The 25,561-nt window shown below is 69.8% G+C and carries 23 protein-coding genes and 1 other RNA gene; 11 read left to right on the top strand and 13 right to left on the bottom strand.

All coding sequences use genetic code 11. The annotated features are described in order from the left end of the window. Positions 1 to 42 precede the first annotated feature (42 nt). The 5 genes from PV679_RS03045 to PV679_RS03025 form a co-directional block, all read right to left on the bottom strand. On the bottom strand, positions 43 to 684 hold the full coding sequence (locus PV679_RS03045) for a response regulator (protein ID WP_319678746.1): 642 nt from the start codon (positions 682 to 684) through the stop codon (positions 43 to 45). A gap of 254 nt (positions 685 to 938) precedes the next feature. After that, a complete protein-coding gene (locus tag PV679_RS03040; RefSeq protein WP_319678633.1) occupies positions 939 to 1,658 on the bottom strand; it encodes an ABC transporter permease in 720 nt (239 codons plus the stop codon). Further along, on the bottom strand, positions 1,658 to 2,659 hold the full coding sequence (locus PV679_RS03035; RefSeq protein WP_319678632.1) for an ABC transporter ATP-binding protein: 1,002 nt from the start codon (positions 2,657 to 2,659) through the stop codon (positions 1,658 to 1,660). The genes PV679_RS03040 and PV679_RS03035 overlap by 1 nt, the downstream gene beginning before the upstream one ends. A 281-nt stretch (positions 2,660 to 2,940) precedes the next feature. Further along, a complete protein-coding gene (locus PV679_RS03030) occupies positions 2,941 to 3,114 on the bottom strand; it encodes a hypothetical protein (protein WP_319678631.1) in 174 nt (57 codons plus the stop codon). A 145-nt stretch (positions 3,115 to 3,259) separates the two neighbouring features. Further along, positions 3,260 to 4,486 (bottom strand): hypothetical protein, encoded by a 1,227-nt coding sequence (locus PV679_RS03025; protein WP_319678630.1) that lies wholly within the window; start codon positions 4,484 to 4,486, stop codon positions 3,260 to 3,262. A gap of 241 nt (positions 4,487 to 4,727) precedes the next feature. Between PV679_RS03025 and PV679_RS03020 the strand changes: the two genes are divergently transcribed. The 6 genes from PV679_RS03020 to PV679_RS02995 all read left to right on the top strand — a co-directional run bounded on the left by PV679_RS03020 (position 4,728) and on the right by PV679_RS02995 (position 10,010). Continuing rightward, positions 4,728 to 5,768, top strand: coding sequence for an iron-siderophore ABC transporter substrate-binding protein (locus PV679_RS03020; RefSeq protein WP_319678629.1), 1,041 nt, complete (start codon positions 4,728 to 4,730; stop codon positions 5,766 to 5,768). Positions 5,769 to 5,960: 192 nt separating this feature from the next. Further along, on the top strand, positions 5,961 to 6,845 hold the full coding sequence (locus PV679_RS03015; RefSeq protein WP_319678628.1) for a Nif3-like dinuclear metal center hexameric protein: 885 nt from the start codon (positions 5,961 to 5,963) through the stop codon (positions 6,843 to 6,845). Then, positions 6,842 to 7,585, top strand: coding sequence for a zinc ribbon domain-containing protein (locus tag PV679_RS03010; RefSeq protein WP_319678745.1), 744 nt, complete (start codon positions 6,842 to 6,844; stop codon positions 7,583 to 7,585). Before PV679_RS03015 ends, PV679_RS03010 begins: the two co-directional genes overlap by 4 nt. A gap of 3 nt (positions 7,586 to 7,588) precedes the next feature. Beyond that, complete coding sequence (locus tag PV679_RS03005) at positions 7,589 to 8,890, top strand: bifunctional RNase H/acid phosphatase (protein ID WP_319678627.1); 1,302 nt, start codon at positions 7,589 to 7,591, stop codon at positions 8,888 to 8,890. A gap of 83 nt (positions 8,891 to 8,973) precedes the next feature. Next, on the top strand, positions 8,974 to 9,777 hold the full coding sequence (locus PV679_RS03000) for a GNAT family N-acetyltransferase (RefSeq protein ID WP_319678626.1): 804 nt from the start codon (positions 8,974 to 8,976) through the stop codon (positions 9,775 to 9,777). 65 nt (positions 9,778 to 9,842) lie between these two features. After that, on the top strand, positions 9,843 to 10,010 hold the full coding sequence (locus PV679_RS02995) for a GNAT family N-acetyltransferase (RefSeq protein ID WP_416069640.1): 168 nt from the start codon (positions 9,843 to 9,845) through the stop codon (positions 10,008 to 10,010). A 71-nt stretch (positions 10,011 to 10,081) separates the two neighbouring features. Here PV679_RS02995 and eda read toward each other — a convergent pair whose 3' ends face one another. Next, complete coding sequence (gene eda, locus PV679_RS02990; protein ID WP_319678625.1) at positions 10,082 to 10,711, bottom strand: bifunctional 4-hydroxy-2-oxoglutarate aldolase/2-dehydro-3-deoxy-phosphogluconate aldolase; 630 nt, start codon at positions 10,709 to 10,711, stop codon at positions 10,082 to 10,084. Positions 10,712 to 10,785: 74 nt separating this feature from the next. Continuing rightward, positions 10,786 to 11,592, bottom strand: a complete 807-nt coding sequence (yaaA, locus tag PV679_RS02985; protein WP_319678624.1) for a peroxide stress protein YaaA — start codon at positions 11,590 to 11,592, stop codon at positions 10,786 to 10,788. 160 nt (positions 11,593 to 11,752) lie between these two features. Here yaaA and rnpB point away from each other — a divergent pair. The 4 genes from rnpB to PV679_RS02965 all read left to right on the top strand — a co-directional run bounded on the left by rnpB (position 11,753) and on the right by PV679_RS02965 (position 15,309). Then, positions 11,753 to 12,153: RNase P RNA component class A (gene rnpB, locus PV679_RS02980), an RNA gene on the top strand. Between the two features lie 289 nt (positions 12,154 to 12,442). Beyond that, entirely contained in the window at positions 12,443 to 13,630 is a 1,188-nt protein-coding gene (locus PV679_RS02975) for an XRE family transcriptional regulator (protein ID WP_319678744.1), read from the top strand. Between the two features lie 166 nt (positions 13,631 to 13,796). After that, positions 13,797 to 14,456, top strand: coding sequence for a hypothetical protein (locus PV679_RS02970; protein WP_319678623.1), 660 nt, complete (start codon positions 13,797 to 13,799; stop codon positions 14,454 to 14,456). Between the two features lie 433 nt (positions 14,457 to 14,889). Continuing rightward, positions 14,890 to 15,309, top strand: a complete 420-nt coding sequence (locus PV679_RS02965; protein WP_319678621.1) for a PPOX class F420-dependent oxidoreductase — start codon at positions 14,890 to 14,892, stop codon at positions 15,307 to 15,309. Positions 15,310 to 15,337: 28 nt separating this feature from the next. Here the strand turns inward: PV679_RS02965 and PV679_RS02960 are convergent, their stop codons facing one another. The 6 genes from PV679_RS02960 to PV679_RS02935 all read right to left on the bottom strand — a co-directional run bounded on the left by PV679_RS02960 (position 15,338) and on the right by PV679_RS02935 (position 24,360). Further along, positions 15,338 to 15,904, bottom strand: coding sequence for a type 1 glutamine amidotransferase domain-containing protein (locus tag PV679_RS02960; protein ID WP_319678620.1), 567 nt, complete (start codon positions 15,902 to 15,904; stop codon positions 15,338 to 15,340). Positions 15,905 to 16,009: 105 nt separating this feature from the next. Further along, positions 16,010 to 17,155 (bottom strand): glutathione-independent formaldehyde dehydrogenase, encoded by a 1,146-nt coding sequence (locus PV679_RS02955; protein WP_319678619.1) that lies wholly within the window; start codon positions 17,153 to 17,155, stop codon positions 16,010 to 16,012. Between the two features lie 393 nt (positions 17,156 to 17,548). After that, positions 17,549 to 21,373 carry a toll/interleukin-1 receptor domain-containing protein gene (locus tag PV679_RS02950; RefSeq protein WP_319678618.1) on the bottom strand — a complete coding sequence of 1,275 codons (3,825 nt, stop codon included), beginning with the start codon at positions 21,371 to 21,373 and terminating at the stop codon, positions 17,549 to 17,551. A gap of 167 nt (positions 21,374 to 21,540) precedes the next feature. Continuing rightward, positions 21,541 to 22,755 (bottom strand): cytochrome P450, encoded by a 1,215-nt coding sequence (locus PV679_RS02945; RefSeq protein ID WP_319678617.1) that lies wholly within the window; start codon positions 22,753 to 22,755, stop codon positions 21,541 to 21,543. Positions 22,756 to 22,790: 35 nt separating this feature from the next. Continuing rightward, complete coding sequence (locus PV679_RS02940; protein WP_319678616.1) at positions 22,791 to 24,161, bottom strand: NAD(P)/FAD-dependent oxidoreductase; 1,371 nt, start codon at positions 24,159 to 24,161, stop codon at positions 22,791 to 22,793. Beyond that, a complete protein-coding gene (locus PV679_RS02935) occupies positions 24,145 to 24,360 on the bottom strand; it encodes a ferredoxin (RefSeq protein ID WP_319678615.1) in 216 nt (71 codons plus the stop codon). Before PV679_RS02935 ends, PV679_RS02940 begins: the two co-directional genes overlap by 17 nt. 192 nt (positions 24,361 to 24,552) lie before the next feature. On the opposite strand from PV679_RS02935, the gene PV679_RS02930 reads away from it, so the two are divergent. After that, entirely contained in the window at positions 24,553 to 25,545 is a 993-nt protein-coding gene (locus PV679_RS02930; protein ID WP_416069639.1) for an aldo/keto reductase, read from the top strand. Positions 25,546 to 25,561: the final 16 nt, after the last annotated feature.

Genomic DNA, 25,561 nt, shown 5'->3' with positions numbered 1-25,561 from the left:
GTATCTTCCCGCGCCGTCAGACCGGTCGGCGCCGTCGCGCGGTCACAGCCAGCCCTGTCGGCGGGCGGTGCGTACCGCCTCCGTGTGGTCGCTGGCGCCGGTCTTGCCGATGGCCGAGGAGAGAGAGTTCCGTACGGTCGACTCGGGCAGCCGCAGCTTCGCCGCGATGTCTGCGATGTCTGCGAGGTCCGCGCCGTCCATGGACGCGTTCAGCGCGTCCCGCTCCCTCGCCGTGAGCGGGTTCGGGTCCGCGCTCAACGCGGCCGCTGCCAGGGCCGGGTCGATGACGGTCTCGCCGGTCAGCACCCGGCGGATCGCGGTGGCCAGCTCCTCCACCGGACCGTCCTTGACCAGGAAGCCCGCCGCTCCCGCCGCCATGGCCCGCCGCAGATGGCCGGGCCGGCCGAAGGTCGTCAGGATCAGGACCCGGCAGTCGGGCACCTCGTCCCGCAGCAGCGCGGCGGCGTCCAGCCCGCTGAGGCCGGGCAGATCGATGTCCAGCAGCGCCACATCGGGACGCGAGTGGAGCGCGGTCTCCACGATGGCGTCGCCGGTGCCGACCTGGGCGACGACCTTGATGTCCCGTTCCATGCCCAGCAGCAGCGCGAGCGCGCCGCGCGTCATGCTCTGGTCCTCGGCGAGAAGGACGCGTACGCGCGTGGCCGGCCTGCGGTCCCGGGGCATCTCCGTCACGAGCACAGGGTAGGGCGGCCCGGGCCGTCCGGCGCGGGCATGCGCCCGGGCCGGTGACGCCGGCTCGCCGGGACGGTCCTGTCTCACCGCCCGGCGGACAGTCCGTCCGGCGGAGACCGTCCTGGAGCCGCGCGACACCCGCCAGGAGCCGGCCCGTTCGGCGGTGGACGGGAACGGCTGGATTCTGTGGCCTTTTTAGGCTTTTGGCCTTTTTATCCCTCTCGGCTGCCGGGAGGTCCGCGGTGTCATATCGTCCTCGCCGAACGGCGGTACGAGACCACGGCGTAGGCGCCGAACACGAGCAGCCAGCCGAGCAGGACCGCGACGGTGACGGCGCCCGGGGCCGTGCCCCGCGCGGCGGACCAGCCCAGGTCGGCGAACCGGTTGGCCGGTGTGTACTCGGCGACCGAACGCAGCCAGCCGGGAAAGGCGTCCGCCGGGAACCACAGCCCGCCGATGATGGCCAGGCCCATCAGACAGCCCGTGTTCACCACGCCGGTCGTCTGGGCGGAGAGCCGGTAGCCGTTCGCGATGCCGAGCAAGGTGAAGGGCAGCGCGCCCGCCCACAGCAGGACCGTCAGTGCGGCCCACTGCCAGAGGCCGAGCCGTACGCCATTGACCACGGCTCCCGCGACGAGCACCGCCAGCAGCGCGGGCAGGACCGTCACGGAGCCGCTGATCGCGCGGCCGAGTACGACCTGACGGGGCAGCATGGGTGTCACGCGGAGCTGGCGCAGCCAGCCGAGGGACTTGTCCTCGGCGATGCCGGTGCCGGTGCTGACGGCCGCGCCGAGCGCACCGTACGCGGCCATGCCGACCATGGAGGTGGTCTTCCAGCCGTCGTCGCCGCCTCCGCCGAGGTTGGTGAACAGCAGATACATCAGGACCGGCATCCCGGCACCGAAGATGACAAAGCCGGGATCGCGCAGCGTCCGGCGCACTTCGAGCTTGATGTACTCCAGCATCACGCGGTCTCCTTCTCCGGCACGCTCTCCGTGGCGTTCTCCGGCACGTTCTCTCCGGCGTTCTCCGTGGCTGCCTCGTGGAGGCGTTCCGCCGTCTTCCGTGTGAGCGTCAGGAAGGCGTCCTCCAAGGTCGCCGGGGACACTTCGAGCCGGCGGATCGCGCCGAGCCCGGCGAGCGCGACCACGGTGGCGTCGGAGTCGTCCGAGCGGAGCCGGGCGCGAGCGCCGCGTATCTCGGCCGACACCACGCCCGGCAGCAGCCCGAGCCACTCCGTGTCGTCGCCGCTCGCGCCGTCCGGCAGGTCGAAGGCGACGAGATGGCCGCCGGCCGAGCGCTTGATCAGCTCACTGGTGCCGTCGGCGACGATCCGGCCGTGGTCGATGACGACGATCCGGTCGGCGTAGCTGTCGGCCTCCTCCAGATAGTGCGTCGAGAAGAGCACGGTGTTGCCCCGGTCGGCATAGGCGCGCATGGAGGCCCAGAACGCGCGGCGGGCCTCCACATCGAGGGCGGCGGTCGGTTCGTCGAGGACGATCAGTTCCGGGCCGCCGGCCAGCGCGACCGCGAATCTGACGCGTTGTATCTGGCCGCCGGAGAGCTTGTCGACGCGGCGGCCGGCGAGTTCCGTGAGCCCGGCGAGGGCGAGTGCCTCGGCCACGGGCAGCGGACGCGGAAAAGTACTCGCGACAAATGTGACCAGTTCCCGCACGGTCACGCGGCGGATCGGCCGGCCGTCCTGAAGCATCGCTCCGACCCGCCCGGCCGCGACGGCCCGCGCGGGCGGGCGGCCGAAGAGCCGTACGGCGCCGGCGTCCGGCTCGTCGAGCCCGAGGAGCAGCCCGATGGCGGTCGACTTGCCGGCGCCGTTGCGTCCGAGCAGCGCGACGGTCTCACCGCGCGGGATGTCGAGGCCGGCTCCGTCGACCGCCCGGACCGTTCCGAAACTCTTGACCACGCCGGTGAAGCTCACCGCGGGCGAGGTGTCCGCTGTCTGCGTCATGCCGATGACGCTACGGAACAGACCCGTGGTCCCGACAGATGTTCGTGTACGGACGTGGCCAGTACCGATGTTCCGCCGTCGGCGGCGGCGCGGATCACCGAATGGCGCCGGGAGAGAGGCCGTTGGGTCTCCGGCTCCGGATGAGTCGGCATGACGTGACGTCAATTCCGCTCCGTACGACCGGTGTTGGACGCCGTGTTGGACGCGTCCCGGTGCGGCCGGGCATGCCGAGAGGCCGGCGCGGAGCTGCCGCGGCGGCCTCTCGGTGTACGCGTGGGCCGTCAGGCCGCGTTGCTGGTTTCCGCTGGTCGGCGGTGGCGGCCGTACGCCGGAGACATCGAGTCCTCCGTCGAGGCCGCACCTCCTCGGTGCTTGCCGTGGTTGCCGAATTCGTCCCGGTCGGCCGCCGTTCCCTGCGGGCGCTTCTGGGTCGTGTCGGTTCGGGCTTCAGACATGTGGGAAGTCACCCCGTCGTGATCGCTGCTTGCGTGGCACAGGGCACCAGCCGTCCCGTACCACCCCGACAACGGCACGGTCACTGTCCACATCACAGTCACCGACGGCGTCCGGTCGGTACGGCTGCGTAGCCCCCGCGAAAGTCTATCCAGGTGCCGCCCGGCCGGTGAGCGGCGCCTGCTGCAAGGGCACCGGCCTGCACATCACAGGAGTGCGCGGAGCGCCGGACGGTTCCGTGTCCGCGGATTCCGTTCGCGCCGGTTCCGTGATCACGCCGGATCCGGAGCCCGGTCCGCCGCCGGAGCGCGGTTCGAATCCGGCTCCGGGACCGGGTGCGTCGGTCACGAGGCTGGCCAGCCCGCACGGCACCGCCGCTGTCGCGTAAGGCAGCCGCAGCACACCTTCGCGGGTCCACAGCCCTGCGCCCGCCAGCCATCCCTCGGGCGCGGGCAGTTGACGCAGCCCACGGCCCATCGGCCGCCACACTCCCACCCAGCTACCCGCCGCGCCGTCGATCCGGAACGCCACCGCGCAGCTCTCCGGCATCAGCGCCTGTCCCGGCTGCACCGCGAACGGTGTCACCGCGCAGTCCGCCTGCCGCAGGCTCTCGGGAAAACGCACCGGCCGCGGACTCCCGAGCACGCCCCAGCCCAGCCGGTCATGGCCGGGCGCGTCCGAGCGGATCAGCAGCAGTCCGCTGTCGGCGTCCGCGAGCAGCAGCCGGTCGTTGCTCTCCTCCGTGATCTGCAACAGAGGCGACACCTCGCCGCCGCGCTCCAGGTCGACGACGACGGCCTTCACCACACCGTCCCGCTCCCGGTCCAGGGCCAGCATCCGGCCCGTACGGTCCAGCCATACGCCGCCCGAGCAGCGGCCCGGGACCTCCGCGACCCGCTCGGGTCCGCGCCCGCCGTCCGCCACCAGCCAGACCGCGGTGGAGTGTTCACCCGGCGAAAGGGCGTACACGCACCGGCCGTCCGGCGACGGCGGCAGCAGCGTCAGCTCCGGACAGCCGATCGCGCCCACCGGGAGCTGCCCCGTACCCGGTCCGGTCGGATACAGCAGGGAGAAGTCATGCCGGTCAGCGACCCGACGGCGGATCAGCACCCGCCCGTCGGCCAGCGGAAGGACCTCGGTGCCGGGCTCCTCCGGCTGGTCGAGCGGAAGGGACACGGCATAGGGCTCGGGCCCGTCGAGGGTCCACCGCTCCGGGAACCACGCGTCCCCGCCCGCGTCGTCGCCGACGTCTCCGCCGTTCCGGGGCCGGCCGAGTGTCAGCCGTGCGGCATACGTCCCGTCCGCCGTCATCGCGAACTCCGTACGCCGTACCGCTCCGTCCTCGGCGGTCAACTCGATGGCACAGGCTGTCATCGGTTCGTCACCTCCGGCGACGAAGCTAGTTTTCGCACTTCCTGCCGAACAGCACGGGAGCGTCTACTTCACACATAAGGGTGGCCACGCCGCGATTCGCCTGAATGTGCGGGGGTGGGTGTGCTGGTCCGGAGGGCCACCGTTAAGGTAAGGCACGCCTAAGTGACCACCCTGAGCACCGCCCTGCATCGCTCTTCTTCGCCTGCACGCCTTGCTCGACCTCTCCATCAGGAGCATGTAGATGTCCATACGACGCCGTGGCGCCGCCGCCGTCGTCGCCCTCGCCGCCGCGCTCTCCCTCGCGGCCTGCGGCAGTGGCGACTCCTCCAGCAGTGGCTCCGCCAAGTCCGACGACGCCGGCGGCAAGAAGGCCGCCGTCGCCACGGGCGGCAAGGACTTCGCCGACGCGGCCAAGAAGACGGCCGGATACGGCACCGACGCCGAACCGGGCCAGTTCCCGCGCACGATCACGCATGCCATGGGCAAGACGGAGCTGAAGGCGCGGCCCGAGCGGGTCGTCGTGCTCGACGTCGGTGAGTTCGACAACGTGGTCTCACTCGGCGTCAAGCCGGTCGGATACGCGCCCACCGAGGGTGACGAGGCCATCCCCAGCTATCTGGAGAAGGGCGCGGGCGAACCGAAGAACGTCGGCACCATCAACAATCTCAACCTTGAGGCGATCGCCGGTCTCAAGCCCGACCTCATCCTCGGCAGTCAGCTTCGCGCGGCCGACAAGTACCAGGAGCTGGCGAAGATCGCTCCGACGGTCTTCGCCATCCGGCCGGGCTTCACCTGGAAGGAGAACTACCTCCTCAACGCCCAGGCGCTGGACCGCACCGCCGAGGCGAAGGCCGCGCTCGCCGCGTACGACAAGAAGGCGGCCGACCTGAGCGCGGCGATCGGCCCCGACAAGCCGAGCGTCTCGATGGTCCGCTACATGCCGGGCCGGCTGCGGCTCTACGCGAAGGCGTCCTTCATCGGCACGATCCTCCAGGACGTCGGTCTGCCGCGGCCCGCGAACCAGCAGATCAACGATCTGGCCGTGGAGATCAGCCCGGAGAAGATCGACGACGCGGACGCCGACTGGATCTTCACCGGTGTGTACGGCGACGCGAAGAAGACCGACCGGGACACCGCGCGTTCCAACCCTCTGTGGAAGAACCTGAAGGCGGTCAAGGCCGGCCAGGCGAAGGACGTCAAGGACGAGACCTGGTATCTGGGCCTGGGCGTCACGGCGGCCAACCTGGTCCTCGACGACCTCCGCGGCTATCTCGTCAAGTAGTACGACGGCCGGCGACGACCGCCGCACGGGGCCGCACGGCTCCGTGGCGCACGGCTCCGGCCCGGCGCCACGGGAAGCCGCGCGGCCCCGGTCCACACCGGCCGCACCGCACGGCGACCCGGGCGGCCGGTGGCCGTTCGCGCGGCCGGAGCCATGGTGGGCGGCGCACCCAGGACAGGTAGCCTTTCCCACGTGCCCCGTCTGTCCGAAGTCCTCGCCGCTCTCGACGCCCTCTGGCCTCCCGAGCGGGCCCAGCAGTGGGATGCCGTCGGGACGGTCTGCGGTGATCCCGATGCCACGGTGACGCGCGTCCTGTTCGCCGTCGATCCCGTCCAGGACATCGCCGAGGAAGCCGTGACACTCGGCGCCCAGCTCATCGTCACGCACCATCCGCTCTATCTGCGCGGTACGACGACGGTCGCGGCCTCCACCTTCAAGGGCCGCGTCGTACACACCCTCATCAAGCACGACATCGCGCTGCACGTCGCCCACACCAACGCCGACAGCGCCGACCCCGGCGTCTCCGACGCCCTCGCGGGCGCGCTGGACCTGCGGATCGTGCGGCCTCTCGTGCCGGATCCCACCGACCCGGCCGGCCGGCGCGGCCTCGGCAGGGTCTGCGAGCTCGACCGCCCCGCCACTCTCGGCGACTTCGCGCTGCGCGTCGCGCACCGGCTGCCCGCCACCGCGCAGGGCATCCGGGTCGCCGGTGACCCGGACGCCCTCGTCCGTACGGTCGCGGTCAGCGGCGGCTCCGGCGACAGTCTCTTCGACGAGGTCAGAGCGGCGGGCGTCGACGCGTTCCTCACCGCGGACCTGCGCCACCACCCCGCCTCCGAGGCCGTCCAGCACTCACCGCTCGGACTGATCGACGCCGCGCACTGGGCCACCGAATGGCCCTGGTGCGAGCAGGCCGCCGCCCAGCTCGACGAGATTTCCGACCGCCATGGCTGGGACCTGCGGGTCCATGTCTCGAAGACGGTCACCGATCCCTGGTCCTCCAGCCTCGCCCCTGCCACCGTCCTTCCAGCGGGCGCTTCGAGCGCCTCCGCCGATTCCCCAGGAGCCCCCAACTGAACGCCGCCCCCGCCGACCAGATCCGACTCCTCGACGTCCAGGCCCTCGACGTACGGCTGTCGCAGCTCGCCCACAAGCGCAGGTCGCTGCCCGAGCACGCCGAGATCGAGTCGCTGAACAAGGATCTCGTCCAGCTCCGCGATCTGCTCGTCGCCGCGACGACCGAGGAGAGCGACACGGCCCGCGAGCAGACCAAGGCGGAGCAGGACGTCGACCAGGTGCGCCAGCGCGCCGTACGCGACCAGCAGCGCCTGGACTCGGGCGCGGTCACCTCGCCCAAGGACCTGGAGAACCTCCAGCGCGAGATCGTCTCGCTCGCCAAGCGCCAGGGCGACCTGGAGGACGTCGTCCTCGAAGTGATGGAGCGCCGGGAGTCCGCCCAGGAGCGCGTGGCCGAGCTGACGGAACGTGTCGCCTCCGTCCAGGCCAAGGCCGACGACGCGGTCGCGCGCCGGGACGCCGCCGTCGCGGAGTTCGACCTTGAGGCCGCCTCCGTGGCCAAGGAGCGCGAGGTCGTCGGCGCGTCCATCCCGGCCGATCTGCTGAAGCTGTACGAGAAGCTGCGGGTGCAGCAGGGCGGGGTGGGCGCGGCCCGTCTCTACCGGCGCCGCTGCGAGGGCTGCCAGCTCGAACTCAACATCACCGAGGTCAACGATGTCCGGGCCGCGTCCGCGGACACCGTGCTGCGGTGCGAGAACTGCCGCCGCATCCTGGTCCGTACCGCCGACTCGGGTCTGTAGCGGATGCCGGAGCCGCAGCGGACTCCGAAGTTCGTCGTCGAGGCCGACGGCGGCTCCCGGGGCAACCCGGGGCCCGCGGGTTACGGAGCCGTCGTCCTCGACCCGGTGACCGGAGAGACGCTCGCCGAGGCCGCCGAGTACATCGGTGTCGCCACGAACAATGTCGCCGAGTACAAGGGACTGCTCGCCGGTCTGCGCGCCGCGAAGGCCCTGGATCCGGCCGCCGAGGTCCATGTCCGGATGGACTCCAAGCTGGTCGTCGAGCAGATGTCGGGCCGCTGGAAGATCAAGCACCCGGACATGAAGCCGCTGGCCGCCGAGGCCGCGCGGGTCTTTCCCACGGGACAGGTCACCTTCGAGTGGATCCCGCGCGAGAAGAACAAACACGCGGACCGGCTGGCCAACGAGGCGATGGACGCGGGCAAGAAGGGCAAGCGGTGGGAGCCGTCGGCGTCCACGGCGGCGCTGGACGCAGCCGCGGCGCGTTCGGCCGCCTCGACCGCGCCGCCGGCCGGTCCGCCCGGTGACGCGGCGGCGGGCGCGGCGAGGGCGCGAGCGGCCCTGGCGGGACGGACCGGATCACCGGGCGGTGCCGGACGTACGGCGCTGACCGAGCCCGCCGCGCCGGAGCGGGCCTCCGCGGCCACTCCGTCGGTCGGCTGGGGCGCCGCCGCCGACCTCGGCGTCCCCACCACCTTCGTCCTGCTGCGGCACGGCGAGACCGCGCTCACTCCCGAGAAGCGCTTCTCGGGCAGCGGCGGCAGCGATCCGGACCTGTCGGCGGTGGGCCTGCGCCAGGCCGAGGCCGTCGCCGAGGCACTGGCCGCACGCGGCACCGTGCAGTCCATCGTCTCCTCGCCGCTCGGCCGCTGCCGCCAGACGGCGGAGGCCGTGGCCACCCGGCTCGGCCTGGACGTCGGCGTCGAAGAGGGCCTGCGCGAAACGGACTTCGGTGCCTGGGAAGGTCTGACCTTCGCGGAGGTCCGGGAGCGGTATCCGGACGATCTGAACGCCTGGCTCGCATCGCCCGCCGCGCCGCCCACGGGCGGCGGCGAGAGCTTCGCGACCGTGGGACGGCGGGTCGCGGCCGCTCGCGACCGGCTGCTCGACGGCCACCGCGGCAGGACGGTGCTCGTCGTCACGCATGTCACGCCGGTGAAGACCCTGGTCCGGCTGGCCCTGGGCGCACCTCCGCAGTCGCTGTTCCGGATGGAGCTGTCGGCGGCCTCACTGTCGGCCGTGGCGTACTACGCGGACGGAAACGCCTCGGTGCGGCTGCTGAACGACACCTCCCATCTGCGCTGACAGCCCAGGTCAGTGACAGTTCACCGCGCCGGCGGCCGGGAAAAGCGTGTGCGGCGGAAGACAGCGGCGTAGGACCATCGGGCATGACCTGGCAACTGACCGAGGACGTCGAGGAGTTCCGCCGCGCCGCGGACTCGTGGCTCAGCCGCGATCCGGCGCGGAACACCGTACTGCTGACCGTCAGCGAGTCGCTGCGCGGCGACGGCGTGCCGGGCGCCGCCGTCGCTCCCGCGCTGTTCGGCTGGTGGCGGGAGAGCGAAAACGCCCCGGTGAGCGGCGCGTTCATCCAGACTCCGCCGCAGCCGCCGGGCCTCGGGCCGATGAGCGCGCGGGCGGCGGCCGAACTGGCCGGCGCGCTGCGAGCGAGCGGCCGGCCGGTGCCGGGAGTACGCGGCGAGCGGAAGAGCGCGGCGGCCTTCGCCGAGGAGTGGACCGGCGGCGTCGTACGAGCGGAAGGGCCCGGCGGCTCTGTCGGGATGCGGCTGTTCCGCCTCGGCGCACTGACTCCGCCGCGGCCCGCGCCCCGGGGCCGGGCGCGGCTCGCGGATACCGAGGACACCGCGCGGGCGGCGGAGTGGATGAGCGCGTTCGCCGCGGACATCGGGGAGCCGGCCGGTACGGACTACACGGCGGCGACGGCCCGGCGGATCGAGGAGGGACGCCTGCTGCTCTGGGAGGCCGAGGGCCTGCCGGTATCGATGGCGGGCCGTACACCGCTGGTCGCGGGACAGATCCGGATCGCTCCCGTCTCAGGGCTGTCCCGTCGTCCCCGGCGGGCGCGCGACGACAGCTACGGCGCCTCGCCGCGTTGTCGGAACTCCCGAATACGTCCAGTATTCGGGCGCCCCTCCGCCTTGCGATGCACCGCATCTGACGCCGCGCGCTGATCCACCAGGGATGACGGGACAGCCCTACCCCGCCGCTCCTGCGCGGTCAGGGATACGCGGGAGCGGTGACGGCCGCGGTGAGCGAGGCCGCGCGGAAGGCGGGCGCCGACGAGGTGGTGCTCTTCACGGATGTGGCCAATCCGACGAGCAACGCGCTGTACCGGCGCCTGGGATACCGGCCGATGGCGGAGTTCGTCTCGTTGGACTTCGGCGGCGGCGGGGACATCGCCTGAGTGGCCCAGGACTTCCAGGACCGGCCGCTCAGGACCGGCGGCTCAGGACCGGCGGCTCAGGACGGGCGGGCTCAGGACTGGCTGCTCAGGCGCAGCGTCGACGCCTCGCGCGCCAGCGACTCCACCCGGTCCCAGTCCTTCGACGCCAGCGCGTCCGCCGGGAGCATCCAAGTACCGCCTACGCAGCCGACGTTCGGCAGGGAGAGATAGGACGGGGCCGATTCCGCCGTGATGCCGCCCGTCGGGCAGAACCGGGCCTGGGGGAGGGGACCGGCCAGGGACTTCAGATAGGCAGTGCCGCCCGCCGCCTCGGCCGGGAAGAACTTCATCTCCGTCACTCCGCGCTCCAGCAGCGCCAGGACCTCCGAGGCCGTCGACACACCGGGCAGGAACGGCACGCCGGACGACTTCATCGCGGCCAGCAGCGCCTCCGTCCAGCCGGGACTGACCAGGAAGCGCGCGCCCGCCGTCACCGATTCGGACACCGCGTCCGGCGTGATCACCGTGCCCGCGCCGACCACCGCGTCCGGCACCTCCGCCGCGATCGCGCGGATCGCGCTGATCGCGGCCGGCGTCCGCAGCGTCACCTCGATCGCGGGCAGTCCGCCCGCGACCAGAGCGCGGGCGAGAGGCACGGCGTCGGCGGCATCGCCGATGACGACAACAGGGATCACGGGCGCGAGGTCCAGCACGGAGGTCATGTCCTTATCCTGCCGGGCGCCATCAGACTGTGCAACGAGCGTTGCGTGTCATGCAACAAGCTCTCGCGAGGGCCTCAGTGGATCTCGGTCACCACCACATCCAGCGCCCAGGTCCGGCCCGTCTTCGCCGGAGCCGTCGCCTCCACCGCGTACCCCAGCTCGCGCAGCGCCTCCACCAGCTCCGCCGGATTCTTCGGCCGGACGCCCGCCGACAGCAGGTCCCGCACCAGCCGGCCCTTGGTCGCCTTGTTGAAGTGGCTGACCACGGACCGCTTCTCCACTCCGGTCGTCCTGTCGGTCTGCGCGTGCAGCACCCGTACCGTCGCCGTACGTCCCGCCAGCTCACCCTTCGGCTTCCACGCCGCCGTGTACGCGGACGAACGCAGATCCAGTACGAGTCCCTCGCCGGCCGCCTCCGGCAGGGCCGACTCCATCGGCGCGCGCCAGTACGCGCCCAGTGCGCCGAGCCCCGGCAGCCGTACGCCCATCGAGCAGCGGTACGACGGGATCCGGTCGCTCACCCGTACCGCGCCCCACAGCCCGGAGAAGACCAGCAGCGACTTGCCGGCCCGCCGTCGTGCGGCGGTGTCCAGCGTGGCCAGGTCCAGTGCGTCGTACAGCACGCCGGTGTAGATCTCGCCTGCCGGACGCGTGCCGGCCGTGCGCAGCTCCGCGTTCTTCGCGATCTCGCCGCGCAGCCCTTCGCTCAGGCCCAGCACCTCGCGCGCCTTCTCCTCGTCCGCGGCGCACAGCGCGACCAGCTCGTCCAGCACGGCGGCCCTCGCCGCGGCCAGACCGGGCAGGGACAGGGACTCCGGCCTCAGCGGAGTGCCGCGTCCGGAAGCGGCCTTTCCTTCCGAAGGCGGCAACAGCACGAGCACGGTGGTTCTCCTCGGACGGCATACGGAACGGCGGAGCGGTTCCAGCGCCAGCGTAGGTGACCTCCGCGGCCCCGGCGGACGCGGTCCTTCACGGTGGCCGGCCACCGGCGCCGATGCGTACCGCTCCGCTCCCGCCGGGTAACATGGCCGACACGGCAGACGAGCCGGGCGGACGGCCGCGTCAAGATCTTCGATCTTGCCGAGGAACGTCCGGACTCCATACGGCAGGGTGGTGGGTAACGCCCACCCGGGGCGACCCGCGGGACAGTGCCACAGAAAACAGACCGCCGGGGACTTCGGTCCTCGGTAAGGGTGAAACGGTGGTGTAAGAGACCACCAGCGTCCGAGGTGACTCGGACGGCTTGGTAAACCCCACCCGGAGCAAGGTCAAGAGGGGCCATCGGCTGATGGCCCTGCGCGGACGACTGAGGGCTGCCCGCCCGAGTCCGCGGGTAGACCGCACGAGGCCGGCGGCAACGCCGGTCCTAGATGGATGGCCGTCTCCCCGGCCGCCGCGAGGCGACCGGGCGACAAAATCCGGCGTACAGCCCGACTCGTCTGCCGTCGCTTGCGGTTTTATGTACGGGCCGAAGTGAACGATCGGGCTGCCCACCGAGGCAGCGCTCCCAGGGGTGCGAGCGGCACGTTCATCAGCCAGGCCGCACATCCGGCGAAGGGTGGCGCCGGGCTGATGCCCGGAAGGCCCGGCGCACCGGTGCGCCGCAGGTGATTCTCCGGCCGGCCAACCATGACAGCCCTCTCGGTGTCAGTGCCGGGTGGTACACATACCACTGGCCATCTTGAATCAGGCCGGTAGAATTGATTCAGAAGGAGGTGCCACGTGGATCTCATGCTTGTGGGGGAGCGGATCCGCCGTGAACGTGAGCGCGCTGGACTCAACCAGCGCGACCTCGCTGCTCGCGCTCACCTCTCCCAGCCGACTTTGAACCGCATCGAAAAGGGCGTCCGCGCCAACGTGACGCTCGCTGAACTGGATTGCCTCGCAGTGGCACTGGACGTTCCTGTGCGGCTGCTGACCAGCGGAAATCCTGTGCGCACCCGAGTCCGGATCGCGGCACGAACCAATGAGGTGGTGGCTGAGGAGCGCGAGGAGGCGCTGCGGCACACCCTCGAAGTGCTGGAGCTGGATGCTCGCCTGGACAAGCTGGGGCCCAGTGCGGCACAGCGACGCAAGCCGAGCGGTTTGCTACCCGTGCCGGACGAGCAGCTCTCACTGCAGCGACAGGCCAAGGACCTGGCTCAATGTGTACGAAAGGCTCTTCGTCTCGGCTGCGCTCCCATTGCTGATGTCGATGAACTGATCGAGCAACTCACCGGCGTCGACACGGCGGTGTTGCAGCTACCCAGGACAGCCGAAGGGTTCACCGCGACTGACCCAGAGCGTGAGACCACGCTCATCGCCGTCCGCGCGTGTGACATCCCGGAACGCCAGCGTTTTAGTTTCGCTCACGAGCTTGGCCATCTTCTGTGGGATGACGGGGCGCAAGTGCATGAGTTGAGCGAGGCCAGGACCCCGGGCGAGAAACGATGTGACGCCTTCGCCCGTCACCTCTTGGCGCCTGAGGACGGCATCAAAGCCTGGCTGTCCGCTGAGCGCCTCCCCGAGAATGACAGTTTGGACGAACGCACGGTCGCACGTTTGGCACGTCATTTCCGGGTCAGCTTCATCGTGATTCTCATTCAGCTTGAGGCAATGGCGCTCATCACGACAGAGCGGAAAAGAGAGCTGCGAGGTCCGACCGGCGCTCAATTGGCGCAGCGGTACGGATGGGGGCCGGCATACGAACAGGAACAAGAGGCCGCCGAGGCGGTACGGGCCCCGAGGCGCATCCTTGAACGCGCGGTGGAAGCATATCGTCAGAATCTTATTGGGGTTCGAGCTCTCGCCATGCTTGAAGGCCGCAAGCCAGAGGAAGTCGAAGAGAGGCTAAGGGAAGCCGGCATACTTCCCGAGCCTCTGACTCCCAGGCGTGCCAATCTCTCGCGGCTGGTCGCTCGTGGGTTGGCGAAGGGCTAGAAAGGGAGTGTTTGCCGAGTCGTCCGCGTACGTCTGTACGAGAACGATCCTCCGCCCTGTGAACGTACGCGCCAGATGCCGCGAGCCTGCTCTGCGGGCGGACGGCACTACTTCTAAATCCGCCCTAGTAGAGTAGTTCCGACGTACGCGTCGGAGGGGTGGGGGCTTGTCCGAGGAACAGGGCGATACATCCAACGAGGATGTATCGCCAGAGCAGTTGGAACCGGTCTGCATTCTGGACGCGGTCATCTGTGTGCACTTCGTCGGCGCCAACCTTCAGCGCCTGCTGATTGATGTCCTGCAGAAGGCCGACTTGGTGCTTCTGGTACCGCAGGAAGTCTGCGACGAAGTCACCCGTAAGGACAGGAAGTACGAGGGACTCAAGCTCAGGTGGTCCCGGCTCACAAGCAGCCGATACATACGGATTCTCCCGGCGATCGAGGCCGAGTCGGCGCCGAGCCGTGTGGTCGAGGTCTTCGAGGACGTACGAGGCCGTCAACTCGAAGACGCCCTGCGGGAGTCGAAGGACCTTGGTGAAGCAGTCGTAGTGGCTCACGGAGTCCATCACCAGGACTTGGGGCACGAGGTTTATGTCGCCATCGATGACCAGGGTGGCCAGGCCCTCGCGGCGGTCCGTGGTCTTGACGTCCTCACCATGGAAGACGTCCTGGGAATGGCAGTGGAATTCGGTAAGTTTCCCACTGAGGGTGAATTGAAGAAAGTCTACGAGAAGCTGCGTGGGTTTGGCGATGGACTTCCACCGTACACGCGGACTTCGTTGGCTGTTTGTTTCAAGGAATGGCGGTCGCGCAGGGTGGATGATTAGTCTCGATTTTTCGACGCTTTATGTGCTTCGCGATGCCTGTCGAGCGGAAATCAAGGACGGTACCGTGGCGATGACGCTCAGCTCGATAGATAGCTCTGTTCATACGCTGCTTATGACCGCGTTCCCGTTGCCACCGGGTGAATGGTGACTGGACGGCCCGGTCCGTGCGACGAAGAGGCACGACGAAGGCCCCCACCGTGGTGGGGGCCCTGATCTCGCCTGCTCGACTGCGCCGGACGGCCGGCGGCGGGATTCGTACCCGCGTCGTGTGATCACTGTAGCGGTCGGTGCCACGGAGCGGCGGGAGGCCCGGCGGCGTGTCGGCATGTGCGCGGAGGGCAGCCGCCTCCGGGAAGCGGACACAGCGCATGGCAGGGATGATCATGGTGGTGATCCGCAATGGCACGCGGCAACGCGTCAAGGAGGATGTCTCATGTCGAAACCGCCGCTTCCCGAAGAGGCCGTCGCCCTGCTGGCGAAGGCCAACCCGGCCGTCATCACGACTCTGCGCTCGGACGGCCAGCCGGTGTCCGCAGCCACCTGGTATCTGTGGGAGAACGGCCGGGCGCTGGTCAACATGGATGAGGGCCGCAAGCGGCTGGAGCATATGCGCAACGACCCTCGGGTGACGCTCACGGTGCTCGACGAGGGCAACTGGTACACGCACATCAGCATCATCGGCCGCGTCACCGAGATCAGCGAGGACGAGGGACTGGCCGACAGCGACCGGCTGGCCCAGCGATATCTCGGCAAGCCGTACCCGGAGCGGGCCCGCCGGCGGATCAACGCATGGATCGAGGTCGACCGCTGGCACGGCTGGGGCACCTTGAAGGACACGGGCCAGCCCGGCTGACGCGCGCTTCCGCGCGGTGCTGCGGCCATCAGGCCGCTTGCGGCTGGCGGGACTCGGCGAACCGTTCGACGATGGCCGCGCAGAAGGCCGGCAGGTCGTCGGGAGAGCGGCTGGTGATGAACTGGCGGTCGATGACGACCTCCTCGTCGACGACATTCGCTCCGGCGTTGCGCAGGTCGGTGCGGATGCTGGGCCAGGAGGTCAGCCGCAGTCCCCGTACGACGTCGGCCTCGGCGAGAGTCCATGCGCCGTGGCAGATGGCGGCGATCGGTTTGCCGGTGGCGACGAATGCCTTCACAAAGGCGAGCGCGTCGGGATTCATGCGTAGCTGGTCGGGGTTCATGGTGCCGCCCGGCAGCAGCAGCGCGTCGTAGTTCTCGGGCCTGGCGTTGGACACCAGGCGCTGTACGGCGAAGCTCCCGGCCGGATCCAGGTCGAATTGGCGTGCCTGGATGTCGCCGTCGTGAATGGAGAGGAGTTCGGTGCGGGCGCCGGCGCCGTGCAGGGCGCCGCGTGGTTCTTCGAGTTCCACTCGCTCGACTCCGTCGGTGGCCAGGATGGCCACGGTGCGGCCGTGCAGATCGTGGTGTGTCATGAGGATTCCTTGTCCGGCCCAGTCGGGCAGGTGAGTTGGCGTATCGCCGACGCCGTGAGCGGGCGGCCCGCGCGACCGGGCGGGCCGCCCGCGTCCGGCCGTGGATCAGAAGGCGGGATGCATGACGACCTTGGTCCAGCCGTTGTCGCGGGCGTCGAAGTGCTGGTAGCCCTCGGGGCTCTTGTCCAGCGGCAGCTCGTGGGAGACGATCCAGGACGGCTTGGCCTTGCCCTGCTGGATCAGGTCGCAGAGCTCACGGTTGTACGCCTTGACGTTGGCCTGGCCGTTGCCCACGGACTGGCCCTTGAACCAGAACAGCCCGTAGTCGAAGGCGACTTCGCCCTGCTTGTAGAGCTGGTCGGGGCTGCCGGGATCCTGCGGGACAAAGATGCCGACCACGCCGATGGTGCCGGTGAACTTCACGGAGTGCACCAGGTTGTTCAGTGTGAGGTTGGGGTGTTCACTGCCCTGCGGGTCGTGTGCCTGATAGCCCACGCACTCACAGCCCCGGTCCGCGCCGAGGCCATTGGTCTCCTCGTTGATCCGGTCGATGGGCGACGACTTGGAGTCGTCGATCGGGATCGCCCCGATCTCCTCGGCCAGCTTCAGGCGGTCCGGATGGCGGTCCACGACCATGACCTTGGAGGCGCTCTTGAGGGTCGCGGAGAGGGCGGCCATCAGCCCGACCGGCCCGGCGCCGTAGATCACCACGGTGTCTCCGGGCTGCACGTTCGCGAGCTCGGTGCAGTGCCAGCCGGTGGGAAAGATGTCGGAAAGCATCACGTAGTCGTTCTGCTTCTCCCGCGCCTCCTCCGGCAGAACGAGGCAGTTGTGGTCGCCGTAGGGCACCCGCAGCAGTTCGGCCTGTCCGCCGGCGTAAGGGCCCATGTCCGCGAAGCCGTACGCGGCGCCGGCCATCTTGGGATCGTCCGGTGTCGTCAGACAGAAGGCGGTCAGGCCCTTCTCACAGTTGCGGCAGAAGCCACAGCTGATGTTGAACGGCAGACAGACCAGATCACCCACCCGCACCCGGTCCACGGCGTCACCGATCGCGACGACCTCGCCCATGTTCTCGTGGCCGAGGATCCGGCCTTTCTCGAAGTCGGTGCGTCCCTCGTACATGTGCAGATCAGAGCCACAGATATTGGTGGTGGTGATCTTCACCAGGACGTCCGTCGGTCGCTCGATCCTCGCGTCCGGTACTTCCTTCACGCTCACCGAGCGCGGTCCTTCATACACGACTGCCTTCATGGTGTACTCCCTTCGCTCCACCGCCCGTGTGCGTGTCCGCTGCTGAGGCCGCGTGTTCTCGCGACACAGTTCTCGCGGTACAAACGACACAGTTCTCGCGGTACAAAAAGGAATTTTCGCGGCACAAGGAGCGGTGGTTGGTGAGACACACAGCCGGTGAGGAGGCGCTTCCATGCCCGCCGCGCGAATCCCCGCGAATGGCGCGAGCGCTGTCGTGCCGCCGATGGCGGCTGCGGTGTGGTGTGTCCGCCGTTCTGAGAGGCGAGACACCGTGCTCCCTTCCAGCCTCTCACCAGGAATCCGCCTGTCAAAGCGGAGAGGAGGCCGCCGCGCGAAAGACCTTCGCTCACTCCGGCCCGGTCACCGCGAACGGAAGCGCTCGACGGAACGCGCTCAGCCGCCGAACTTGCCATGGATATGGTTGGCCGCCTCGGGCGGACAGTCCGGGCGTCTGGCCAGTGCCAGGCTTCGATGTCCCGGAGTTCCCGTCTCCACGCGCGCGAAACACTCCGCGATCGCGTACTTGTTGTCACTCGACGTGGTGGTCCAGAGCCGCTCCAGTGTCGACAGCACCTGTGGATACCGCAGGCCGGCGGTCTCCAGCAAGGACGCCAGGGAACGCCGTGAGCGGCCGCCGATCCTGCCCGAGTCGACGCGCGTGACGACCTCGGTCACCAACTCGGTCACCTGGTCGTGGCTGAGATGCCTGAGCCCGACGGCCGCGACCGCCTTGGTGTAGAGCAGGAAGAGAGCGGGAAGCTGAGCCCTTCTCTTCGGAGCGGAATCCGGCCCGAGGCCGTCGATCACGATGTCGAAATAGGTGGCGACCACGCTTCTCGCCACTCGCGCGTCGAGTTCCGAGGACTGATCGACCGCGATGAGGAGATCGAGCAGCGCGCTCTGCACCTGCGCGTCGGCGTCGCGCTGGGCCCAGGTGACGAGATGGCCGCTCACGGTCACACCGTGCCGGCCCGGCAGCGGAACGAGCGGTGCCGTCTCCGCCAGGCCCCTGGCCACCATCCGTACCGCGTTCGAGTGCGGCGAAGCCAGCAGACCGAACAGCCAGGGAATGGCGTCCGAGTGCGGCTCGGCGGCCGCCAGCTCCGGGAGTGCCTCCACCACGGCCCGCGCGGCAGCCGAAACGACCTTGGTGCCGTGCCCCGTGAGCAGCTCCGACTCGACCCAGTCCCGCGCTTCGGCGGAGCACAGCGCGATCGTCCCCTCCAGCCGCGCCCTCCTCACCCGGTCCACCGCCTTGTCGGAACACAGCACACGGAGTTCCTCCTTCATCTCGGCCACCTGTCGCCTGCTCAGAAGGCTGAGGAATCCGTCGAAGCTGCTCTGCAACACCGTGCGGACCATGGCGTCGCCTCGCTCCGCCCGCTCCACCATGCCCTGAAGCGAGGCCGCTCTGGCACGCAGCAGACCGATGTCGCCGGCGCAGAGTTTGATCGTCGTCGGCCACACCCGTCGTGGTTCGGCCGAGGCGTAGCGGTCGAGCACGGCGATCAGGTCCTGCCGCTCCCCGGCCGGAAGCAGCGGAGCGACATGGCTCGCCACCGAGCAGACCGAGCCGAGCGCACTCGCGGTGAGTCCGTCGCCGATGCTCAGGAGCATCCGGCGTATCACCTCCGGATTGGCGTCGGCGATCCTCTTGGCGGCATTGGTGTACCGGACACGCGCGACATTCGCTGGGCCGGTCACGGTGCCGAGCAGCTTCTGTGCGGCGGCCTCGTCCCGGCACAGCTCCGCGGCCAGCAGCACCTGACACGCGTCCCAGCGCGTCGGAAGGTCCATTTCCAGCATGTCGGTCCAGCCCGGCCAGTGGACCTCACTCCGGAACGCGGCGTCCTCCCAGCTCCGTATCAGAATGGCGGTCGCGTGCTCCACCGCACCCTGCGGGCACGGCAGTCGCAGCGCCTTCACCAGCAGGGAGCGATCGAGTACAGGATCCCTGGATCCGGCGGCGACCAGGCTCAGGACCTCGGCGCGAGCGGCATCGGGCAGCGCCGGATACTCGTCGGCCAGCACCCGCACCATGGCGGGCCCGGACGGCGACACCTTGACGGTCTGGGACAGCAGCCTGCTGATGACCGACGACACCACAGCGTGTCCGAGCTTCTCGGGTCCGGCCGCGATCCCGGTGACCACCCGGCGCAGTTCCCGCGCCTGTTCCTCGGGACGGCTGTTGAGAATCAGCGACGCGGCGGCGATGCCGACGCCCGAGAGGTCCTTCGCCGTCTCCGCCGCCGCCGCGCACTTCAGCAGTGTGTCGAGAGTGACACCGACACACTCCGGAGGGCTCTTGTCCAGCACACTGACACTGGTCAGCAGCGTGTGCGGCGACTGCGCCCACACTCTCTCCGAGACCCGCTTCACCAGAGTGGCCGAGCCACGGTTGAAGGCGCCGAGGAAATGGGCCCGTACTCCTTCGACCGCGTCGCACGGGACGGCCTCGGCCATGAGCTCGTAGCGGTCGGCGTTCATCGTCATCATCAACAGGTGCTTGGCGATGGGCCAGTAGGCCGACGAAGTCGACCGGAGATCCGCCGCCAGCCGCGCGAGGTCCTCGCCGTCCCCGGTACGGACGAGAAGACGGGCGACCGCGAACTCGGCGTAGGTCTGGTGGAAGAACGCGTAACGGCCCGTGGTCTTTGTCACCACGCCGTCGCTGAGCAGGCTGTTCAGCGCGCTCGGATCGCTGTTGGCCAGATCTCCGGTGACGGACTCCACGAACCTGGAGGTGCTGGCGGCCCATACCTCGGCGGCGAGCCCCTCGGCGGCCGTCTCCTGCGCGGTGGCGGCCGCGCCACCGCGGCCCCGGCGATCCTGCGCGATACGCCGCTCCCAGTACTGCTCGTACAACTGCGTGACGGTGAGGTCTTCCGGGATCCCACCGGACTTCGCGTAGATGTCGCACGCCATGGCCAGTCTCAGCGGTGAAGCGCAGACGTCCCGTACCCGGCGGCCGTTCCGGTCGGTCACCAGGCTCGCGAGGAACGTCCGTCTCTTTTCCACGTCGAGGTCCGACGACCGGAGATACGCCTCCGCCCACCGGCCGATCTCCTCCACTCCCAGGACCGGCATGCGGTAGAGAGACCGCGCGATCTCGCCGTCGCTGCCCAGATACGCGCCCCACTCCTGCTCGCGGCAGGTGATGACCAGCTCGCAGTGGCGCGCCAACTGCCTGAGGAGATAGGCGATGTCGTCGGCGTTCACCTCGCTCAGTACGAGATCGAGAGTGTCGATGAGGAGACGGACACGGCCGTTCGCGGCGAGCGCGGCGACGATGCCGGTCAGCGCCGGTGAATCACGGGAGTCGACCGCCGCGTTTCCCAGCGCGCGGTCCAGGGACTGAAGGTCCGACAGATCCGCCGACGCCGGAACGCGCCCGCACGGAAGGAGGAGTGTGCGGGCGCCGCTGTCCTTCTCGTCCCGCACCAGCGCGTCGAAGACCTGGCCGAGCAGCACACTCTTGCCGTAGCCGCCGTCACCGACGATGACAACGGGCGCTCTCAGACGAGAGACGGGAGCACCCAGCTTGTCCGTGAGACCGGCCAGCCGGTCCATGTTCGGCATGATGTCCGGCCATACGACGGATCTGGCCTGACGGCTGCTCGACACCACCGCTTCCAGCAGATGGTCCGGTGCGCCGGTGCCGGGCGGGTCCGCGTGGAGCACTGCCGAACGCGGCCTGGGCGGCAGTCGCGGCAAGGCGCCGAGCGGTGGTTTGAGGTACTCCGGCTGATCGGTCATCACCCGGACCAGCTCTTCGATTCCCGCCGGAGTGATCTCCGGGACCGTCACCCGCCGCAGCCGCTCCAGGTCCGGCGGGACGTCCTTCGCGTCGACTCCGGGAAGGAGGACGATCACGCATTTGTTCTGGAAGACGTCCTGGTTCTTGGTGAAGAGACCCTTCAGAGTGTCCGCTTCGACCACCACGCCGGCGCCTTCACGCGGGTCGTTGTGTCCCTGCCAGCGTTCGCTCCAGGCGCGGCTGATGACGATGAGCACGAAGTCGCACTCCACGACCAACTGCTGTCCGCGCCGTGTCCAGTCCGTGCGACTGGGCGCCCAGAGATCCAGCTCGGCGTCGATGCCGTGTGCGAGGAGAGTCTCCGCGAACCCGACCACCGATTCCCGCCAGGCGGCCGTCCGCTCGCTGTCCCAGCGGCGGTCCTGGTGCGCCCAGCTGATCAGCGCTCGGGGATGGTCCACTCCTCGCTCCCCCTTCTCCGCTCCTCGGGCGGCACGCTGACGCATCGTCAGCCCGATGGTCCGGCACACACGCCAGGATATGGCGCCCGCGCCGCCGGGACCATCGTGGTGCCCGGCGGCCACCGCGCGGACGTGACCGGCGTCATGGGAGCGTGCGCGGCCGGAGCTCAGGAACCCACCGCACCGAGCCCGACCGCGAGATGACGCGGGCCGCGCAGTATGGCGCTGCGCCGGTACGGAGGCGGGTCCTCGATCAGACGAGGGCGGTCGAGGTGCCTGATGAGCTCGGTCAGCGCGATCTGTGTCTCGACGCGGGCGAGCGGCGCGCCGAAGCAGTTGTGGATGCCGCTGCCGAAGCCGAAATGCTGGTTGTCCTCACGGGTCGGATCGAAGCGGTCCGGATCGTGGAAGCGCTTGGGGTCACGGTTGCCGGAGGCAATCATGAGGACCAGTGGCGCGCCTTTGGGCACGAGGGTGCCCGAGACGTCGATGTCCGTCAGCGGAGTGCGCTGCGGCAGCATCTGGACGGGCGGCTCAAAGCGGAGCAGTTCCTCCACCGCTCTCGGCATCAGCGAGGGCTGCCGGCGCAGCCGCTCCAGTTCGTCGGGATGGCGCAGCAGTGTGAGCATGCCGTTGCTGATGAGATTGACGGTCGTCTCGTGACCGGCGATGAGCAGCAGGACGGCGGTGGCCATCAGTTCCGTCCTGGTGAGGTGTCCTTCCGGGCTCTCGTCGTTGACGTACGCGGAGAGCATGTCGTCGGACGGATGTCCACGGCGTTTGTCGGCGAGCTCTCCCAGATACAGCCCCATCGCCTGCCGGGCCTCCACGCCGGCGCGCAGGCGCTCGGCGGAGTCGGCGTCGGAGACGGGGTCGATTCTGGCGATGATGGTGTCCGACCACGCGCGGAACCGCGGTTCGTCCTCGCGTGGCACGCCCAGAAGCCGGCAGATCACGGTGACGGGCAGCGGGTAGGCGAAGTCGTCGACGAGGTCGATCCGCTCTTTGTCCCGGAAGTCGGCGATGAGTTCCCCGGCGATCCTGGTGATGTCGCCGCGCATGGCGTCGATCCGGCCCGGGGTGTGAGGCGGGCCGAAGGGCCGCATCGCGAGGCGGCGGAGCCGGTCGTGTTCGGGATCGTCGACCGAGATGAAGGCCGGCTCCAGCTCGTAGGCGTCCTCGTCCGGACGGTTGAGCTTGCGGCGGTCCGAGCTGATCCGCGGATCGTGGAGCAGCGCCGCGATGTCGTGATAGGTGCCGACCACATAGCTGCCGTCGTCCTGGCGCGCGACCCGGTTCTGGCGCAGCTCGGCGTAGAGCGGATAGGGATCGGCGCGGTTGGCGTAGTCGGTGATCCGGTGGAGCAGGGTGTCGCCGGCCATGGGAGACGCTCCTTGTCGCTGGAGGTGCGGGCGGTTCAGTCGGCGTGCCGCACCAGGGTGAGGCGCCGGTCCGGCAGATAGCCGGTGAGCGCGACGGTGGGCCCGTGCGAGAGCACCTTCGGGTCCAGTACGTCGGAGGAGACGGGGCCGGCCGTGTCGGGATGGTCGGCGGCGCCGGGCTCGGGCGGAAACGGCGCCGCCGTCTCGATCTGGTTCTGGTAGTACTCCAGCCATTTGGTCCGGTTCACGCTCACCGCCGCGGTGACCCGGCCCCGGTAGCCGTAGACGGCGACGAGCCGGGCCTCCTTGAGGGAGCCCTGGGCGATGACCACCTGGTCGGAGAAGGTGGGTACACCGACGGACTTGATGTTGAGGCCGAACTGGCTGGACCAGAAGGCCGGCATCGCCAGATGAGGACGTCTCTTCGGCCCCGGGTTGACCATGTTGTGGGCCGCGACCTCGGCCTGCGCGACGGCGTTGCCCCAGTGCTCCAGGGAGAGCATCTGGTACTCGAAGAGCGGATGCGGGAAGCGGGCCACATCGCCGGCGACGAAGACATCGTCGGTGACGATCCCGTACATGTTGAAGGCACGGCATCCGGCGTCGCAGGTCACTCCGAGCGGGCCCGCGGCGAGTCCTGATTCGGCCAGCCATTCGGTGTTGCGGACGGCGCCCAGCGCGACCACGGCGACATCGGCGTCGATCCTGCTGCCGTCGGAGAGCGTCGCACCGGTGAGCCGGTCGGTGCCTTCCAGCGCGGTGACGGTCACTCCGCAGCGCAGGTCGACACCGTGCGCGAGCTGCAACTTCGCGGCGAGCGCGCCGAACGCTCCACCGAGCGCGCCGACCAGCGGCGCGGGACCGCGCTCGGCGACCGTCACCTCAAGACCGCGTTCCCGGCAGGCGGAGGCGATCTCCGAGCCGGTGAACCCGGCGCCGATCACCAGCACCCGGCGCGGCCCGGCGTCGAGCCGTGCGGCCAGGCGGCCCGCCTCGTCGCTCGTGCGCAGCGTGAACACTCCGTCCAGTGCGCCCTCGGCGGGATTCGGCCAGGGCCTGGCCCGGGTTCCGGTGGCGATCAGCAGCCGGTCGTACGGCAGCTCCTCGCCGTCGGCGAGGAGGACGCGCTTCTCGACCGGGTCGACACCGGTGGCCCGTACGCCGAGCTTCCAGCGCGCGTCCACGTCACGGCGGCGCGGCAGCCCGGTGTCCCGCGCGGCCACTCGTCCGAGCAGCACCTGTTTGGACAGCGGCGGTCTGTCGTACGGAGGATGGGGCTCGTCGCCGACCATGGTCAGCGAGCCGGTGAAGCCCTCCGCGCGCAGCGTCTCGGCGGCCCGCAGTCCGGCCAGCGACGCGCCGACGACGACGATCCGGCAGCCGCGCAGCTCACCGTCGCCCGGCATCGGCGCCCGCCTCCTCGCCGACGAGGATGGCCTGCACCGGACAGGCCGCCGCGGCCTGTGCGACGCGTTCGTGCTGGTCCGCGGGCACGACGGGGCTGTACAGCAGGGCCTCCTCGCCATGCATCTCGAACACCTGTGGAGCGAGGAACGCGCACTGTGCGTAGCCCTGGCATCGATTGAGGTCGACGACGACGTTCATCCCGAGCCACTCCTCCCACCGCGACGCCCGTGATGTCCGTCCTACTACCGATCGGACGACGGCGCGGACGGTGTTGCTCCGTCCGGGTGATGGCTGAGCGTGACCGGCCGGAGGCGGCCGTCCGCGCGGGCCGGTTCCGGGACGCACCGGCCTGTTGCCTTCGTGCGCGCTTCAACTCCTAGCGTGGTGCCCATGGAAGCCATGGAGAACAGAACGCTGGGACAGAGCGGAATCACCGTGAGCGCGCTCGGCTTCGGCTGCTGGGCGATCGGCGGTGAGTGGCAGGACAACGACGGCAATCCGCTCGGCTGGGGCAAGGTCGACGACGAGGAGTCCGTCGCCGCGATCCGGCGGGCTCTCGACCTCGGGATCACCTTCTTCGACACGGCCGACGTGTACGGCACCGGCCACAGCGAACGCGTACTCGGCCGCGCCCTCCAGGGACGGCGGGACGAGGTGGTGATCGCGACCAAGTGGGGCAACACGCTGGACGAGAGCACGCGGACGCTCACGGGCACCGACGACACCCCCGCGTACGCCCGGCGCGCGCTCACCGCCTCACTGCGCCGGCTCGGCACCGATCATGTCGACCTCTATCAGCTTCATCATTCCGACGCACCGCTGGACCGGGCCGCCGAACTCCGCGACGCCTGCGAGGAGTTCGTACGCGAAGGGCTGATCCGCGCGTACGCCTGGAGCACCGACGACCCGGAGCGTGCCGCGCTCTTCGCCGAGGGACCGCACTGCGCGGCCGTACAGCACGCCTGCAATGTCCTGGAGGACACGCCGGAGATGTTCGACCTCTGCGCCGAGCGCGGTCTCGCGAGCGTCGTCCGCAGTCCGCTCGCGATGGGCCTGCTCACCGGGAAGTACCGGCCCGGCGGCCGTGGCGCGGCCGGAGACATCCGGGCGGTGCCGCCGGCCTGGCTGCGGTGGTTCGGCGCGGGCGGAGCGCCGTCGCCCGAGTGGTCCGCGCGGGTCGACGCCGTGCGGGACGTCCTCACCGAGGACGGCCGCACGCTCGCGCAGGGCGCACTGGCCTGGCTGTGGGCGCGCAGCCCGCACACGGTGCCGATCCCGGGCTTCCGCTCGGTCGCGCAGGCCGAGGAGAACGCGGGCGCCATCGCGTTCGGTCCGCTGCGGGAACGGCAGCTCCAGGAGATCGCCACGCTGCTGGCCGCGTAACGCCCGCCCGGCGCCG

It is taken from the genome of Streptomyces sp. AK02-01A (assembly GCF_033795305.1).
Taxonomy (GTDB): Bacteria; Actinomycetota; Actinomycetes; order Streptomycetales; family Streptomycetaceae; genus Streptomyces.
This window is presented reverse-complemented; position numbering and strand designations above follow the sequence as displayed.